The organism is Pedobacter sp. ok626, assembly GCF_900100435.1.
Lineage (GTDB): Bacteria > Bacteroidota > Bacteroidia > Sphingobacteriales > Sphingobacteriaceae > Pedobacter.
The window spans coordinates 1-18432 of sequence record NZ_FNEX01000030.1; the positions used below are offsets into that span (position 1 = coordinate 1).

An 18432-nucleotide genomic window follows, 5' to 3' on the forward strand; every position below is an offset into this window, starting at 1 on the left:
GAGTAATCCCAGGTTGTGCTAAAATCAACCTTCATCGAGATCGGGACGGTTAACACATCATTTATCGCTCTCCAGTAAACTTCATATTTTACGGAATTTACTGTGGAAGAATAACCAAAATAATAAAGTGGACTAGGACTAGCTGTAATGCTACCGGTTTGCTTATCGATATAACGATTCCCAAAAGGGTCCTGTTTGAGCCTTACAAAAGGATTTGCAGGCGTTCGCAGGGTATTGGTATTTTCCCCCTGTAAAATCACTGTTGGGATTTTATTTTCCATGAGCTGATATCCAATTTTGTTCACTACATAAGCAATCCCATTACTTAGCAGGCGTGTTTCCACAATAGCACTCTTATCTAAATGAATCCTAACCCCCGTTACTGCGGTCATCGAATCAGGAAGTTCATTGATCTTATAGACTTTGTTTACCGCCAGATCGCGCACTACACTCCATTTGGTAAGTGTGTCTGCCAGCAGCGCATTGGGATGTAGATTATAAATCCCAAGCTTACTGCTTTCCGCAGTAAATGCAGCATCATTTAAGATGATGTAAGTGAACAAGCTATCTTCACTACTTAGATCAGCAATCCTTTGAAAATACTGGTTTTTAAGCACCTTAAAGGTCGTCCCTTCCTGATAAACTCCTTTTTGCGTTACCGGATCCTTATATAGGAGCACGCCCTTACTCGTATCCAACTCCATATGTTCCAGCCCTTTGATAAATGCAGCCTGCAAACCACCCGAAACAGCTGACTGCAAAAACTCCCAGGCATTTGGCTTTGGGGTAGATATCCCATCCACAACATGCAATACCCCATTTTTGACATACACATCTGCAGCAGTAATAGTAGACTCTTCGAATGTGGTTTTGGTAAATGTGGTGTTCTTACCGTTTAACATCCTTACAATCAATGAAGGCTTCGGATTTGCAGTAAAATAGCTCTGTTCTGCGATGCAATTGCCGACAAAAAGCTTTAATGCAACATCGTCATTCACAATTGCGTTATCCAGAGTTTTCAATGCCTCGTTGCTTGGTGCCCATACTGTATAATTTTTGGACGATTTGAGCACCGCATCATAACCTGTTTTCACAAGATAGGAGTTGAAAGTACTTAAATTGGGCTCAGCGCTGATCTGTTCAGAAAGTGTCTGATCCAGTCTGGCTATATTTAACTCATTGTGGTCTTTCCAGGCATCTTTGCAGCCGGCAAAACTTATGGCGGCAAGCAGAAATACTATAATGAGATATCTGGTTTTAAATTTGGTCATCTTTCAGGTTCTATGATTTCTAAATCTTTTTCTTGGGCAAATTATGGGGCAAGGATCTTTGTGCCATCAGGCTTATATTTCGGATATTGTTGATCCTCGTTGATTGGAATAAACTGTATCATATCAATATTATTGGTAGTTTGCTTACCATTTATAGCCTTCAATCTCAACCAGTAACGTCCAGTTTGACCAATGTCTGCCACCCCCATTAATTTCGCAACCTGTGAACCACTGGTGTTCTCCATATATGTTTTAAAACCTATTGCTTCTTCCGCCTCGGCATCAATTACAGTTACGCCGTTAACCGTTTTATTGATCCCTGGTCGTTTCGCTATAAAACTGAGTATACGTGGGTTAGACAAAGGAACACGGTCTATCGATCCATCAACACCAATCAGGGCCTGAACTTCAGCTGTGGTCGTTCCACCTTGTTGCTGCGTATAATATCCGATCCATACTTTATACTTTCCTTTGATCAACAGAGGCGTTTTGAACTCTACCCATTCGGCCCTGTTTGACTCTCCCCCTGCTGCTAGTGGAACAACCAGCACATCCAGGTTGAGCGACGTTTTAGAAGTACTTTGTCCAGTCCCATAACGATAGATAAGTAAGTCCTCAGGGCCAGAAAATCTAACATCAGTTAGTGCTGCTGCTTCCCCAACGGTGAATTGATAGGTCTGCCTTTTATAATATTGGGTATTTTTAATGAGTTCCGGAAATGAAGCCACATCAAAATCAACCCGATAAGGAGACCTCAGTTTAATGGCAAAATGCGCGGAGGATTGATGAACAACACCGTTTGTTGTGGTCACATCACTTTTATCTCTAAGTAAAGAGAAACCTCTTTCATAAACCCCATTAAAGGTATCATCATTCATCATCGCGGTTTCTCCTGTCAACTTGGACGTTAACACTTCTAAAGGGGCTAAAGTATTATGTGCACTGGATGTGATGATGTCTGCCAGGTATTTAGCCTCATACAAAATGTGATAATCCAAAAATAGGTGAAGACTATCCGTAGCTAATTTGGGATTTCCTGTATTTGAAAATTTAGCTTTCAATGCCGCATAACTATTGATACCTGCAGCCTTAAAGACCTCATCAGTTTCAGCAATTACAGTCAACCATTTCTTCTTCTCATCAGGATTATTAGCTGGAAGAATATTCAATTGATCATACAAACCTGTTTCCTTTAAAGCCTGGGTAAATATTGAATATTGCGGATTAGCTTCAATAGTTTGAGCCAAACTCAATGTTGCCGGACTTAAAACATGGTCAATACTATGGATCAATCCATTCCCAACGGAAATATTTGATTTAACAATGTTCGCTTGCCTGTTGATTCTGATTTTGGTTATCCCGCCTACATTTTCTGATGATGTGGTTAGATATTGGCCAAACATAGTCAGGTTAAATAGTTTACCGTCGGTAAACCGGGATGTAGGTATGGAATCCTCTAACAAATGTAAACGGATAAAGCTTTTCCAGTCATCTGCACTGATCTCTTCTACAGCCGCCTTTCCCTTTTCCTGCAAATATGTTTTAATCGCTGTATTTGTGGGCGCAAACAAAGTGTACGAGCCATAAGCATTTAAAAAAGAAGCTGTTCCAGACAAGCTCAACACCTTCGTCAGTTCTGAAAAATCATCAGGATTGCTCTTCAGATATTGAGTCATATTGACAGCATTTGACGTACTGCGTACCAATGAGTCTTTATTGCAAGCGCAAAGACAAAGAAAGATACTAAACAAGCTCAGCAGCATTATTTTAACATTCCGTTTCATAACTATATATTTTTGGTTAGCGGTTTATTGATAAAATGGATTTTGTATCAGCCCTTTATTGGTTTGCAATTCATATGCATAAATTGGGAAATAATGGCTTCTATGATCTTTATACTTATTGATGACTGTTTGCTGCTTACTGGGTTGTGCACTTGCAGAAACGATATCCAACAATAGTTTTTCATTGGCATAGTTGTTTCTTTTGGCATTTCGCAGAATGTCGTACCAACGTTTGCCTTCAAAGGCAAACTCGCGGGCACGCTCTTCAAAAATGTATAAAGAAAGGTTTTCTGTATTGGCTGGATCAGGGACCTCTATAGCTTTTCCATCCACATTACTTAATGCATGGCGTGAAGTTCTGATGCGACCAACCAAATCAATTGCCACCTGCCCATTTGCAGCATTACCTGGCGACACCCAGGTCAAGGCTTCTGCTTTCATTAACAGCACATCGGAATAACGATAAACAAACCAATGTGCATACGAAGTAACCGATGTTCTTTGTCCGGTATACTTTAGAATGCTGGCATTGGCTTCCGACATAGAAGTTCCATTACCGCGAACATCAACATTTAAAAAATCTAATGCATCTGTACCATATAGCCCCCCCTCTGCAATCCAGTTTGCTGCTTTAAACTCTGTTCCCGATAGGCCAAACATCGGGGCAAAAGGATTTAACTTTTGATTGTCAAACTGGAATTCAAAAATATTTTCAACCGAGTTGCCATTATAATAAACGTTATTGTAAAAATCAAACTGTGGCGTCCCTGCTGGAAGTAATTGATATTTACCTGAAGCGATGACTTTATCACAAGCATCAATAGACTTTTGATATTCTTCATTCCACAGATATACATCTGCCAATGCCGTATAAGCCGTAAACTTGGTAAACCTACCACGGTCTTCGGCCATGTTGCCATAAGTAACCTGTCCATTTTCAGCACCAAATGTCAAATCGCTTACAATTTGCTGATAAACTTCCTGCTGACTTTTCTTAGCGATAGCGGCAACCTGGGTATCGTTATAGGTGGGTTCCAGTTTCAAGGGGACTTCACCAAAAGAGCGTAACAAATAAAAATACATCAATCCACGTAGGGAATGTACTTCTGCGAGGTAAGCATTTAATGCCGTTTGACTAAGGGTTTTATCATTAGCCATCACATCGGGTCCAAACTTAATAACGGTATTACAAAAATTGATGGTCTTGTATACGGCTTCCCAATTCACAAAAATATTATTGGCAGAAGTTTGTGTACGCATCATATCCAGCTCATCACGCATGGTCGCATTTAGCAGGGCTTCATCATCCTCAGTAGCCAATTCCAATCCTGGAACCACCATATCGCCCCTCAGTTCCCCCCAAATAAAAAGGTATTTGGCAAGTGGTATGGTGCTTCCTCCCAATAATGAAGCATAACAACCCATTACCGCAGCATCCAACTGTTCTTTGGTTTTCCAGTATTCCTGGCGAGTTAAACCATCCTGAGGCTGCAAATCCAGCCATTTGCTACATGAAGTTCCCAATACACTGATCATCGTAACCAGAACAAGGAGGGTATATCTTATATTTCTTTTCATATCAAATCAATTAAAAACCAATAGTTAAACCAAGCGTAAAAGTCATGGAAGGTGGTGTTAACGCATCATCTTCAGCATATTTAAACGGGCTATTCTCGCCACTGGAAGTCACATCAGGATTTTGTCCGGTATAGTTGGTCCATGTATACAAATTCTGGCCTGTTATATATACGCTACCACTCTTCATCTTAAATCGTTTCAAGATATCACTGGTCAGGTTGTACCTTAAGGTAACCGAGCTTAAACGAATAAAAGAGGCATCTTCAACATAGCGGTCAGAACCCAGCCAGTTATAACCAGTTCCATACAACGCCCTTGGCATATCGGTCACATCACCTGGATTGCGCCAGCGTCTAAGCACAGCTGTACTTTGGTTATTTACACCTGCCATATTGGTTGTGGTAATTTTAGCCTTGTTTACGATATCGTAACCATACCTGTAGCTGAAAAAGGCCTGAAGCTTTAAATTCCCCTTAAACGTTATATTTGGGCCAAAGCCCCCTGTGAACTTAGGGACACTGTTTCCCAGGTAAACCATATCCTTTTCATCGATATTTCCATCATGGTTAATGTCTTCATATATTGCATCTCCAGGTTGAAACACATAGTCTACCATTGGATAATTGTAACGCATATAAACTGTCTGGCCATTAGGACCAACTATGCGATTCCCATCTGCATCTTTCGCAATAGTTGCATCTTTATCTGTGTATACGCCCTTAAATTTAAATCCATAATAAGAGCCGAAAGGATTACCTTCGATCAGGAAAGACTTGTATTTACCAAGATCTGGCAAACCCGCAGAGCTTTCACGGGGATAGAATTCGGAAATGGTTTGGATGCTGTTCACATTGCGCGCAATGTTGAAATCAAAACCGACATTCCAGGTCTTATTTTTAAACGGTGTGGTATTGATCATGATCTCCCAGCCGTTGTTATTCATACTCCCGATGTTCATGTCAATTTTGCTGTAGCCCGTTGTACTGGCAATCTTAAGATCGTTGTAGAACATGTTTTTAGTGGTATTGCGGTAGATTTCCGCATCAATCTTTACCCTGCTTTTAAACATGGTTAAATTGAAACCTACGTTTTTACCCACCAGCGTTTCCCATTTTAAACTAGAGAGCTCGATATTGGATGGATAGACCGCGGCCCGACCTGCATACGACCAATCAAAAGGTGTATAATTGTTAAAATAGCCATAGTTATCTTTGGGTGCTTTACCGCTGGCACCGTAGCTTAACCTTAAGCTCAGATCATCAATAAAAGTAAGCTTCTTCATAAACGGCTCATCAGACAAGCGCCATCTGGTAGAAATGCCAGGAAAGAAGCCAAAGCGATTATCCGGAGAGAACTTTGAACTCCCATCTACCCTTCCATTCACATTGATAATGTAACGATCCAAAAATTCATACTGAGCCTGGAGTAATACACCCACAGTTCTGGATTGCGACTGATTAGATTTTAATGCCAGGCCTACGCCATTGGTGACAGAAGGATTTGAAGGATCCTGTAATTGAGATGAAGCCGTATTGGCTGTAACCAAGCTGTAGGAAGCTGATTTTGTATCATTGGTTTGGAATGACATCAAGCCCTGCAAATTATGATTGATGTTGATACGGGGTCTATAGATCAAATTGATCTTAGTCTGCATATTATAAGAGTCTCCATCCGCATCTGAAGCCCTATTTACTGTAGTTTCAGTACTTGGTTGTCCAGTTGCAATCTGAGGTAAAAATGTCTTCGACTTCGTATTATTGACGTCAAACTGAACATCAAATGTGGAGAACAATACAGATGAGATATCATATTGCAAATTAAACTTTGGTGTAATCCTTTCGCCAATCAGTTGGCTAAACCCTTCGTTAGCCATAGCCAATGGGTTATATGTCCCCTTTACCTCATTTTTGTCATTTATGCTAAACTGCCCCTGGATGTTGGATAAAGGAGAAAAATATATACCTGTATTGTTTCCATATTCATCGAACTCAAAAGCTGCCATATTAGGCATTTTATTAATGGCGGTACCCCGCAGCGATTTGTTATAATTTAAATTGTTATTAACGTGTGTATAAGTTAAATCAGTCTTAAATCTCAGCTTGCTGGAAACAATATAATCCAGGTTAATCTTTGTCGTTATCCTGGAAAGATCCGTCCCTAATGTTGTTCCGGTTTGTCCTAGATATCCAACTGACGCATAGTAACGCGCCTTTTCTCCACCACCGCTCATTGACAAGTTATGATCATGGGTATAGCCTGTACGAGTGATGAGTTTAAGCCAATCTGTATTGTTACTATAGTTGTAATAGTAATAGGGATCTGATGGATCATATTGAAAGGCTTTATTTTGCCCGTCGTTTCCCAAAAAATTTAGTGGTAATCCTGTTGAATTCATCACTGCCTCAGGGATCAACATGGAATACTGATTACCGGTAAGAAAGGGAATTGGATTAGGCTGTGTAGCCATAGTGCCCTTAAAGTTGTACGCAATAAAGGGCTTACCCTTTTCACCGCGTTTGGTGTTGATCAAAAGGACGCCATTTGCCGCCCTTGATCCCCAAACAGCCGTTGATGCAGCATCTTTAAGTACGGTAATGTCCATAATATCTGATGGAGCAATGTTCAACAACTGGGCATATCCTTGTTCATCAGCCGTACCAAAATTAAAGTCAGATGGAATTTCTGTTTCATAAGGCATGCCATCGAGCACGATCAGGGGCTCTGCAGATCCTGTAATTGAGGACGTACCACGAATACGGATCGACATCCCCGCTCCTGGATCTCCTGAAACCGTTCCAAAATCCACACCCGACAAACGTCCGGCGAGGGCCTGATCAATAGACGTTACAGGTAACTCCGCCAATGCTTTTGCACTTATGGTGGCCGATGCAATAGTAGAATTACGCTCGGCTATATTTAGACCGGTACCGTTATTCACCATTTTTTTTGAGGTTACATTCACTGCATCCAGCTCATTTGAATTGGATTCTAAAATGACATTGATCGTAGTTCTATCACCAATTACTCCGGCCTGGAAGGTCTTATACCCGATATAGGAAACGACAAGTTGATGCTTGGTATTGGTTACCCTAAGTGCGAAATTCCCATTGATATCAGTGCTTACTCCTGTAATTGTTCTTTTATTTTGATCTACTTCGATAACAGAAGCCCCAATTACTCCTAACTTATCTTTCTTGTCTGTCACCTTTCCACGAACCGTAACAACCTGTTGCGCATAAAGAGATGCTGAATGACCCAGAATCATCACAATCAGCGCCGTAAGACAGAAACCTTTGTATAAAAAACTTTTCATATAAACTCAGCTTGGCTTATTATTTATTGTAATTGAGATAATTGGTAATGGAATGAATAATCGTCCGGTTAGATAATTGATTACTCGTACTTAAAGTTGTCTGAGATGTCCTCCCTGCCCTGTCGGTAATGATTAGGCTACCTGGATCGTTCAGCACATTGACCAATGTGTTATCCCCTGCTTCTGTCTGTAGTAAGGTCAGGTAGTTATCTGCTTTTTTGCCATCTATAGCTACAGATTCGCCATTTATGATATGATACAGTATGAATTTGCGCATCAGATCTTTTTGCGCTTCATTGGTAGGCGCTGTAGCAGGTAAAGCACCTGTCGCTTTTGTACCCGGTAATAGGCCGTCTCTAATGGCCTGTGCAATCGCATTATTGTCGGGTGCAAACATAGTATACTTATTGTCTATTCCCGTGCTCAATCCAGCAATGACCTTTGTGGTTTTATTGTAGATACCAGAATTTGAAACCATCCAATAAAATGAAGCGTAGCTGTTTGGATATTTTGTGGCCAGGTTTTCTAAATGCTGACCAACGTTTTTTTCAGAGAACGATAAAACACCATCCAGATAATGTACCACACCATTGATGGCGGTGTTGTCTGTTTTTACGATATTGATGTCCAGCCCCGAATCCACTGTACCACTGGTCTGAATCTTACCGCCACTGTATTTAACATAATCGCCGCTTTGTGACTCAACAATACCAGAGGCCCCAAAATTTGTGATCGATCCGGTTGGGGTAATCAATACTCCTGTTTTTAATATCCTGAATATGTTGTCCCGATAAAGAAAATTATGAGCATAACTTCCAGTTGGGGAGGACCTGTATCCCCATGCAGATGTGGTTAGCCCTGCACTGCTCTCATTATAACGGTAACCAGCAGCAATTAAAACTGCATCAGGCATCACAAGTATAGTTTGTTTTACCCCCGGTTGCGTAGAATATGCCTTAATCCCTGTAATGTCATCCGAATACCCCAAATAAGTCATCATTGTAGCCGGATCAAGATAAGGGATACCAAATACCGTTCTAAAAACATTCGCCTGTTGTGCTTCATTTATGCCATAAAACAGGCCGTTACTTAACAACTGTTTATCTACCGCATTTCCAATACCTATGGTTGCGGGTTCCTGTTGATAATTTGCATCCTGTGAAAATTTACTTGGCCATAAAGCCGCTGCCCACATGTGCGAATTGATAAAATCAATTACGATACTTCTTGGCGCAGTTTTAAAGAAAGAGTTCCCATATTTAGCCAATATCTTTTTGCGATAGGCTTTTAAAGCGTCATTTGTTGGCGCCATAATAGTCCAACTAGATTTTTGAGATTCGTTGGCCAAATAAGCATTAATCCCCGGTTGCTGGTAATTCTCATTATTAATTGAAAATGCCAACTGCCCATTGTATCCTTTAACATATACGGAATCCTTTTGCCCTGTGGCAACGAAATTCCTGTGCGTTAGATAGGCATTGGCTGTATAAAATTTTAAAGAGTCTAGCAGGCTTTTAAATTCACTATAATTGTTATTATTACTGATATACTGATCAATATTCTTTAGAGGGAGGATAACCCGATCCACTTCATGAATCATTCCATTTTCGGCGGAAATATCCTTATTTACAACAGATGCTCCCGCTACGTTAAAGCCTGAAAAAGTCGAATTGGGATAAAAGGATTTGTAATCGTTTTGATTTAAGCCAGTGGTAGAAAAAAACTGATCAGTAAAATATGGGATATATTTATTGTTGTTGTCCCCATCTACATAAGCAGAACTATTAACACCTTTTATAGACTGTACATTCCTATTGGTTGCAATGATCTTACCATGCTCGGCATCCCCCTTTTGTTGTACCCAATCATAATAAGCCGTTTTTCTTTTGAAAGCAAAACCGACTCCAGTCTCCACATCTCCGAACATCTGGTAGGTGCTCAGCTGATCTTTGCGATATGCATTGTATACCAAAGCATACTTTACAATAGAAACGGCCATTGAATCAGTAATAGCATTTACGCCTTCAATTCCCTGATCTTTAAAAAATTGTTCAAAAGCGGCATCATTAGGTGCAAAAATTGTCCACCAGCCAGTTTGAGTTAAGATGTCTTTGTAGCCTGCCTTATCAATTACGGCAGTAAGATGTTTAAAATTCCCCCTTGCCTGGAGCTGCTGATAAATGGGTTCACCCAATCCTTTCGGGCGCTCATAAAACGTGTCAAAATCCTTTTTCTTGCAGCCGCTTAAGATCCCTAACAAAAGCAGGAAGCAGCATGAACTTGTAAAAAGTTTAGTCATACTCGGTTTAGTTATATTTGGTTATTGGTGGTACAAATCTATCGGGAATGCCTATGCCGAGTTTTCAAATTTTGACGAAACATTTCTATTATTTGACAAAAAAGTGGTTTAAGATGGTTTTAAGCAGGATAAATCTTAAATATCCGCCGAAAGATTTTCTGAATACTGTGAATCTTTTTTTATTCCTTTCAAGTACTCTGATGGAGACATTTTATACTTCTCTTTAAAACATGTACTGAAATAAGCCAGGCTATTGAAGCCGATAAGGTAGCCGATTTCGGAGATCGTTTTCGAGCCTTCATCCAGCAATTGCCGGCTCCGTTTTAAACGCATATCTCTTACAAACTCGACTGGACTTAGCCCAGTTAAACTCTTCAGTTTCTTATAAAAAGTAGTACGGCCCATACCGATGGCAGTTGCCACTTCTTCAATATTAAAGTGCGGATCTTTCATCCCCTCTTCTACGATCTTAATGCTTTGCTTTAAAAAGACCTCGTCTTTTGAGGTGATCACTACCTCATCAGGATTTAGATTCACAATCCTTTTATCCAGCGCATTTGAAAGTTGCTCAAAAAGTTTCTTCCTGGAAATGATCAGACTTTCAACCGAGGCCAGCAGGTGATCGGTATGAAATGGTTTGGTAATGTATAAATCTGCACCATATTTAAGCCCTTCTATCTGACTTTCTACGGAAGATTTTGCGGTTAAAAGGATTACAGGGATATGACTTGTACGGACATCATGTTTCAATTGATCCAGCATTTGAATACCATCCATATTTGGCATCATTACATCACTGATGATCAGATCAGGCAATAAAGTAAAGGCCGAGTTTAAGCCTTCGACACCGTCTGCAGCACTTTGAATGCGGTACAATCCATCCAGCTTTACCGATAAAAAACTACGCAGCTCAGGATTGTCCTCCACAATTAAAACTAGTGGCATATCCACTGTCTGGATATTTTTAACTGGGTGTTCTATAATCGTTTCAGCTGTATCAGCATGGATCACCCCTGCTGTTCGAAAACCGGCTTCCAACTTCAGCTCGTCCGGCCGGAAATGTGCTTTACCAGTTTTTAGAGTTAAGACAAAGGTCATACCTGCCGAGCTATTTAACTGGGCCGAAAGTTTACCATGATGGCTCAGTGCCAAATCACGTGAAAGGGCAAGACCAATACCTGTTCCTTTCAGGTGATTTTCACTCATCGTATTCCCTTCATAATAAATCTCAAAAATCTCTTCTAACTGGTCCGCAGCAACACCCTGCCCGGCATCTATGACTTTCAATTCAATATCTTCTGTGCCTGGCACATCATTTAACACTACGCTAATGGATTGATTGGCTGGTGTAAACTTAAAGGCATTAGAAAGCAAATTGTAAACTATAATGTCGATCTTTTCCTCATCCACCCAAGCCATCACCTGCTCTCTTTCTGAACTTACCTCAAAACGAATCCCCTTCTCAATTGCCATTCCAGAAAAGTGATTGCAAATGTCTCTCACCAATGCCAATAAATCAACTTCAGCAATATGAAGCTGCATTTTACCACTTTGAATCTTCCTGAAATCAAGGAGTTGATTGATAAAGCGGATCATACGGTTGGCATTGCGATTTACAATGTTTAAATACGCTGCACCTTTAAGCGACAATGACTCATTGCGGGAAATTTCTTCGAGCGGACTTACAATTAAGGTTAAAGGGGTTCTTAGCTCATGAGAAATGTTGGTAAAAAAAGCCAATTTAACTTCAGTCAGTTTTTGCTCTACTAAAACCTTATTTCTCAACCGGATCATCGTGATAATAATACGTCTGGCCACAACAACAATTGCCCCAGCAAGTATCAGGTATATTAAATAGGCCCAATAGGTTAAATAAAACGGTGGTTTTACAATAATTTGCAACGTCTTTTCCGGAATGTTGCTAAAGAGGTCCTCACTTGCAGCCTTAACTTTGAAGGTATATTTCCCATGCGGTATATTGGTATAAGTTGCCTTTCGTTGATCATTAACATGGTGCCATGTTTTATCGAAGCCTTCCAATTTATAAGTGTATGTAATTTTGTTTGAGGCCCGGTAATCCAATACCGCATAATCTATACTGATAGCATTCTGATCATGTGTCAAAGTTAATAAGGGGGTTTCATTGATGGTATATTTTAAGGGAGAACCCTCTGCCCCCGGAACAATGTCTTTATAGTACAATTGCATCCTGGTTAAGGCCATTTCTGCATTGATTTTTTTATCAATAATGGTTGAAGGATTAAAAGAGATGTACCCATCTATACAGCCAAAATATAGCTTTCCATCACCCCCACTAAAGCAGGTCGCTTCTGAAAAACCCGCTTCTGGGAGACCATCATAAGCATCATAATTTTTAAAAATTTTAGTCCTGGGATTAAGCTGTGAGAGTCCACTTTCCGTCGCAATCCAGATGCTATTTTGCTGATCGCCAGTAATACTCACTACGACATCATTTGACAATCCGTTTTCAGTTGTAAACACTTCAAACTTAATGTCGCCATTGGCTGCTTTAATTACCTTGTTCAATCCTCCGCCGAATGTGCCTACCCAAATTTGCCCAGTCTTGTCTTTATAAATGTATTGCACACTATTGTTGCCTAAACTAGACCTGTCACCCTTTATTTTTTGATATTTATGATAATTATAACCGTTACCTGAGGTCTTGTTGGGATCAAAGATGAGCAAGCCATTACTTGTCCCCACCCAGATTCTACCTTGATTATCTTCGTTGAGATGTCTGATTACGTTAGCCCAGGAGAAAGGGTAACGCTTCAAAGTATTGTAGTAATTTTTAAAGGTAGTTTTGCCCTCCTGCGTGGTCATTAAATTGATTCCGCCTCCAAGTGTACCTACCCAAATCCGTCCTTTACGATCTTCGATAATAGAATAAACCATATCGCTGCTTAAGCTATTCGGATTAGATTTATCATTTCTAAAATTAGTTAAAGCGTAAAATGACTTTGACGCATCTACAGGCGTTGCTTTAAATAATCCATCTCCCTTTGTACCCAGCCAAACATTGGCTTTACTATCTTCAATAATGCTGTACACATAGCCTAACTTCTCATCGGTGTTGATAAAAACAGATACTGGCTTGTTGTTTTCATAAACATATACCTTCGCATCTCTGGTGCAGATCCACAGACGACCTCTTGAATCCTTCATCATCGCCCGTACATTATTTTCCGAACGGTTTTGAGGATTCTTTACTAGTCTGAGATAATTAAACTTATCAGTTATCGGGACGATTTTATTCACTCCCCCATCCTTTGCACTTAACCATAAAACACCTGTTTTGTCGATTAAGAGACTGGTTAATATGTTGGAAAACTTTTGATCTTTAGCACCCGGTTCATCATAAAAATAAGCAATATCATCACTTACCGGATTGTAATAACCAAAGCCGCCGCCCTTCATGCTTACCCATAGGGTTCCATTAGCATCCATAATCACCTGATAATCCCTACCGGAATTGGCCACATCCTTTTTCTGGGTATAATGTTTATAGATTCCAGTATGTGGATCGTATTTTAAGACACCATTTTTTTCGGGCTCAATCCAAACCTGTCCGCCCTTATCTTCATATAGGGAATAATAATTATCCTGAGCCTCCAAACCGGAGTAAGTGTATTTAAAAGTCTTTAGATCTAGCGTAACCAGTCCCTTCCCATTGGTAGAGATATACAATAATGGCTTGCTAGAGCTACACATCGCATTTAATTTAACCCCCTTACAAATTGATTTGATCGAAAAAACCTTGTTCTTAATATGATAGGTAATTAGGTTTCCATCTGCAGTCCCAAAAAATAGAAATTCCTTATTTTGGGTAAAGCAGGTAAATGAATAGGAAGCCAAAAATTTTGTAACCACAGGTGTAAATTTTACCACTGCGTATCTATTACTCTTATCGAGCTGCAAACAGTTCAATCCAGCTTCTGTCCCTATCCATATATTCTCCCCCTCCCTATGTAAGAATTGAACAGCATTTCCGCTGATTTTAAATGGGATGGTCCTTTTTTTTGCGTAGTAATTGATTACTGGTGTGCTGGAAGAGTTGTTCATGGCATGAAATACCCCTTGATCTTCGGTGAGCAACCATACACCCCCTTCAGTATCCGGAATTATTTTATCGATCGCCCGATCTTTAAAAAGATGCTTGTAGGCTCCATCCGATATCGCCAGAAATTGCTCTGTCTTTTTATTAAAACGGTACACTTTATTGTCATAGGTCTTTACCCATAAAAAAGCAGCCTTATCTTCAATGATACTCCGGATTTTATTGTTGCTTAAATTAGAGCTATCCCCCGGCCGACTTTTATAAACGACAAAATTATGTCCGTCAAACCGATTGATACCATCGAAAGTCCCGAACCACATGAAGCCATCCCTATCACGGGTGATGCACAATACCCCATCATGCGACAAACCATCTTGTGTAGAATAGCGGGTAATGTTACTGTTTAGTTGAGCTGTTGCCATTAAGGATGGCAGCAACAAAATAACAATCACAAACAACTTATATAATTTCGAATTCATTTAACGTACCAAGGTAATACCCATTAACCCAATTACCACATCGTTACATAGTGCAGATAAAGTAATTTTTGACAGTGTTTTATTTGGATCGAGTGGTATACCTAGCGCTGTTGCAGCACCACCATCGATCTCCTTTCCATTCCATAAACTACCTTCAGCAGCTGTGATGATCTTTCCACTTTTTAAATGAATACGTAGGGGCCTTGGAGCACCAGTATCAAATGCAAAGCCATCTAAGTACAAATCCTTTTCAATTGGCCACCAGTTTTCAGGGTTTCGCAAAACCAGTTTTTCTTGACTGCCATCCATATAAAAAACATGGATAATACCATTGTCCATCCTGCTTTGCATGGGGTTGGTTGATCCTGCCAGTAAAAAAAATGCAGCAGCTGCTTTTCCCGTTAAAGGCAGGGCTACACTTTGCGGATAATTATCCCATTGAGAGGTATATACGATATTTTTTAAGGAGGCATCGCCAGGCGTTTTAAACACTATGCCAGAAGGAAGCGTCAATTCGTTCTTAGCCCCTGCTAATTTCCTCAATCCACTATCGTTAATTTCTGGTTTCAACATAGGATGTGGCCAATCGCCAATTCCCTGCACAGGTAGTTGTAATGTAGTAGTTTGTGGGCGTGGCGACAGGTACTTATTTTCGAAAATCTGTGTTACTTTATCGTTGAAATGGCCGGATAAGTCTACCGTTTCCATTTTTTTGTTAGCCCAATCTGTACTGTTTAAATCTAGTGCTGGATTTGCCAATCCTTCGCGCGCTTTCACTTCAAAACACAGCGGGAACCAATACCTGAACATCCCTCTTTTTAACTGGACGAAAACGCTGCGGTTACCCAACTCGCCCGCTACCTGGGCTTTTATCTTACCACCTGCAACCAAAGTAGACTTGAATACATTTTGAGGGTCAAATACTTTAGTAATTAGCGCATCTTTAAAGCTAGTTTCAAAACCTTCTTCTTGTAGATACACTGATTTCAGTGCTGGTTTTACCATTTCCTGACCTGACCATGCCAATTCAATTTTATAACTAGCCGCAGGGCTGCTTTCAATTTCAATTTCAGGCAGTCCGATAGCCTTTTCAACATTCTTCCATTTTACATCCTTCCCGTTTATTTTTACTGATTTCAGTCCAGTTCCTTTAGCCTTTACCCTCATTTTCAGGCTTAATGTTTTACTAAATGAAGGGATTAAAGTATAAATATCCTGGTCTGCGATTCTCTTAAAATCAAAAGATAGATCGGGAATTTTTAGGGAAGCATGATCCCAGACGGCAGGCAAACCTGGCCTGATCACCAAAGTGTGGTTTAACGCATCCGGTACAATCCCGAAAAGCCCTTCTACAAGCGTTCTTGAATTGATTCCCACCGGATCAGCAAAATCTCTATAAGCCTCGCCACGGTTAGCATCGTAATGAGATATCTGTACAAAATTTCCAGGACTTCCACCCATATACATGCTACTCAGTATTTCGCTTTTCCATAGCTTAAAGGCTTCTTCTGTACGTCCCGCTTGCCAATTGGCCAGGGCTGTATGGGTAGATTCGGCCAATACTACATTATTTAAGGACCATTCGTAAGGCATCCAGTTGGTGGTAGAAAGTGTATAATATCCTTCATCTTTCAATCCCTTTGCTTTAATCGCGATGTGGGGTAGTTCTGTATCCACATAACGCAAGCTTTGCCAAGCCTGAAAAGCATCAGGTACATCAGAATCTATACTGTGATATATTGTCCAAAGGGCTGCTGCGGGATGAAGTTGTTTAAGACCAAGTCCATCCTTGTATTCGGCAAACCAACCCTTGGCTGGCATCCACAACTGGGCATTCATCGCCTTTAATATTTTATCGGCTTCTTTTTGATAAGGCCCGGCATCTTCATTTAATAATTCAGCGAGTTTTGCAGCGGTATAATTTGACCGATAATTGTAAGCCGAAGAATGTGTAACCGCTCCCCCACTATATTGCAATGCATCACTTGCCCAAATTACAGCATAGGCATCATACAAGCCATCATTGTCCGGGTCGAAAGTACGTTTCTCCCAAGCCAGGTGTCGTTTGAGCAGCGGCCACATTTCCCGCACAAATTTCAAATCACCTGTCCAATTGAAATGCCATAGCAATTGGTCAATATAAACGAGGTTCATATCATAATGATGCGGGCGAAGCGATTTTCCATTCGGATCACGACTGATATAACCATTACTAAACATGGCCGTTCCCATTGCTTCTTTAGATCGCGCTAAATTCAAGGCGGTATCTGCGACAACAGGTCCGTTTTCAGGACTCAAGACCTGCGATTTCGCATAGGCGCTAAAATGTGTTCTGGCTCGGTCATGCCAGCCCAATGGATCGGCCGTATAAGCACCCCGCCAACCGTTCAAACGCATCCGCCAGCCTATCGCACCATGCATATAAGAAGGACTTTCCCAAATACCATCTGAGGCTATACTTAATGCGCCCCCTATAGTGTTCATAAAAGGATCTGGTGTATTAATTTGTACATGATTGGCAATTGCCTGGCGCGAGGCTTCAGCACGCTTAAACTGCTCTGCTGGAGTCCAGCCCTTTTTTAAGCTATCACTATCCGGATTTTGAATCAGGAAATAAAGATCTGTTGCATTTATGGCACTAAGTTTTCCAGTTAAAACAGGATTCTCCTTACTCGTTGATCGATCCAAACCAGCAGGCGTTTGTTGGTCTGCCGCATTTGCAATCTTTAAATTGCCGGATGGAAAAGTTCCTATTAACGATTTGCTTTTACCGTAACTCAAGGCAAAAGAATTCCCATTGATCACAAAACTATTGTCTTTACAGTTCTCTGCTTTCAGATAGAAGACAGATTCCGGATCGGGGCCCATATCGCCACTGCGACTAAAATTCTTACCGCTCGCGCCACCAAAAGCCCATAATAGTGTCACCTCTGGTTTTACGTTTTCAAAGCGCGCTTTCAACACCAATCCTTCCGAATTACTCAATGCCAATATTTCTATATGTAATGTTCCATTTCCCAGTATGGGGTCCTTAATGGAATAAATCATCGTGCCTGCACGATACCTTGCTTCAATATTTTCTGCTGCAATCAACCATTTACTTTGTGAGCCAAGCATTAAGCCAAACTTCAGGTTGCCACCCATTCCAGGCATGTACAGCGCAAACTCAGGGAGATCCCCCGCCTCGACTCTAAAAGCGGTATTGGTACCATAAAGTGCCCGCGTAAACCGTCTGTTCCCATTTTTAATCACAAAATCTGGGCCCTCAGGATGATACCTAAGGTTACGCTGTTCGTTATGCCAATTACCTGGGATTAATTTAGGAGGATAAAGTTCTTGCGCAAAAAGCGAGTTTAATGAAAAGAAGAACAGCAAGAAGAGGCCATAAAATTCCCTATTTCTATGTAGAAAATATTGATTAATCATTGATCTGCTTTTTATGCCTAACATAAGCAGATATAAAATTATTAGCAACCTGTCTCATCCTGCTTCAAACCCCTAGTCATTGCAATTAAGGCCCTCAATAACCGTAAAAAAAAGCGATTTCAGATTTTTCGCAGATCCTCATTGTCGCGGATAGCACTGATGAATGTGCATTATCTGGGGTACGGGTTGTGGATTACTCGTAGA

7 protein-coding genes are annotated in these 18432 nt (G+C 40.6%); all 7 read right to left on the reverse strand.

Going from position 1 to position 18432, the window contains the following annotated elements:
- A partial coding sequence (locus BLS35_RS27065) for a fasciclin domain-containing protein (RefSeq protein ID WP_090787742.1) occupies positions 1-1271 on the reverse strand: 1271 nt, incomplete at its 3' end.
- Between the two features lie 41 nt (positions 1272-1312).
- Positions 1313-3055: a fasciclin domain-containing protein gene (locus tag BLS35_RS27070; RefSeq protein ID WP_090787745.1), complete on the reverse strand. Its 1743-nt coding sequence runs from the start codon at positions 3053-3055 to the stop codon at positions 1313-1315.
- Positions 3056-3079: 24 nt separating this feature from the next.
- Positions 3080-4633, reverse strand: a complete 1554-nt coding sequence (locus BLS35_RS27075) for a RagB/SusD family nutrient uptake outer membrane protein (RefSeq protein ID WP_090787747.1) — start codon at positions 4631-4633, stop codon at positions 3080-3082.
- A gap of 10 nt (positions 4634-4643) precedes the next feature.
- Entirely contained in the window at positions 4644-7946 is a 3303-nt protein-coding gene (locus BLS35_RS27080) for a SusC/RagA family TonB-linked outer membrane protein (RefSeq protein ID WP_090787750.1), read from the reverse strand.
- A gap of 19 nt (positions 7947-7965) precedes the next feature.
- The gene (locus BLS35_RS27085) at positions 7966-10245 is read right to left on the reverse strand and encodes a fasciclin domain-containing protein (protein WP_090787753.1); all 2280 of its coding nucleotides are present in this window, start codon (positions 10243-10245) and stop codon (positions 7966-7968) included.
- Positions 10246-10380: 135 nt separating this feature from the next.
- Entirely contained in the window at positions 10381-14802 is a 4422-nt protein-coding gene (locus BLS35_RS27090; RefSeq protein WP_090787757.1) for a hybrid sensor histidine kinase/response regulator transcription factor, read from the reverse strand.
- The gene (locus BLS35_RS27095; RefSeq protein ID WP_132226022.1) at positions 14803-18228 is read right to left on the reverse strand and encodes a DUF4450 domain-containing protein; all 3426 of its coding nucleotides are present in this window, start codon (positions 18226-18228) and stop codon (positions 14803-14805) included. It lies immediately after the preceding gene.
- Positions 18229-18432: the final 204 nt, after the last annotated feature.

Bases quoted from the DNA above. Each gene is read 5' to 3' on its own strand.
- BLS35_RS27090 (WP_090787757.1), bottom strand. From the start codon at position 14,802: ATGAATTCGAAATTATATAAGTTGTTTGTGATTGTTATTTTGTTGCTG.
- BLS35_RS27085 (WP_090787753.1), bottom strand. From the start codon at position 10,245: ATGACTAAACTTTTTACAAGTTCATGCTGCTTCCTGCTTTTGTTAGGG.
- BLS35_RS27080 (WP_090787750.1), bottom strand. From the start codon at position 7,946: ATGAAAAGTTTTTTATACAAAGGTTTCTGTCTTACGGCGCTGATTGTG.
- BLS35_RS27075 (WP_090787747.1), bottom strand. From the start codon at position 4,633: ATGAAAAGAAATATAAGATATACCCTCCTTGTTCTGGTTACGATGATC.
- BLS35_RS27070 (WP_090787745.1), bottom strand. From the start codon at position 3,055: ATGAAACGGAATGTTAAAATAATGCTGCTGAGCTTGTTTAGTATCTTT.
- BLS35_RS27095 (WP_132226022.1), bottom strand. From the start codon at position 18,228: ATGATTAATCAATATTTTCTACATAGAAATAGGGAATTTTATGGCCTC.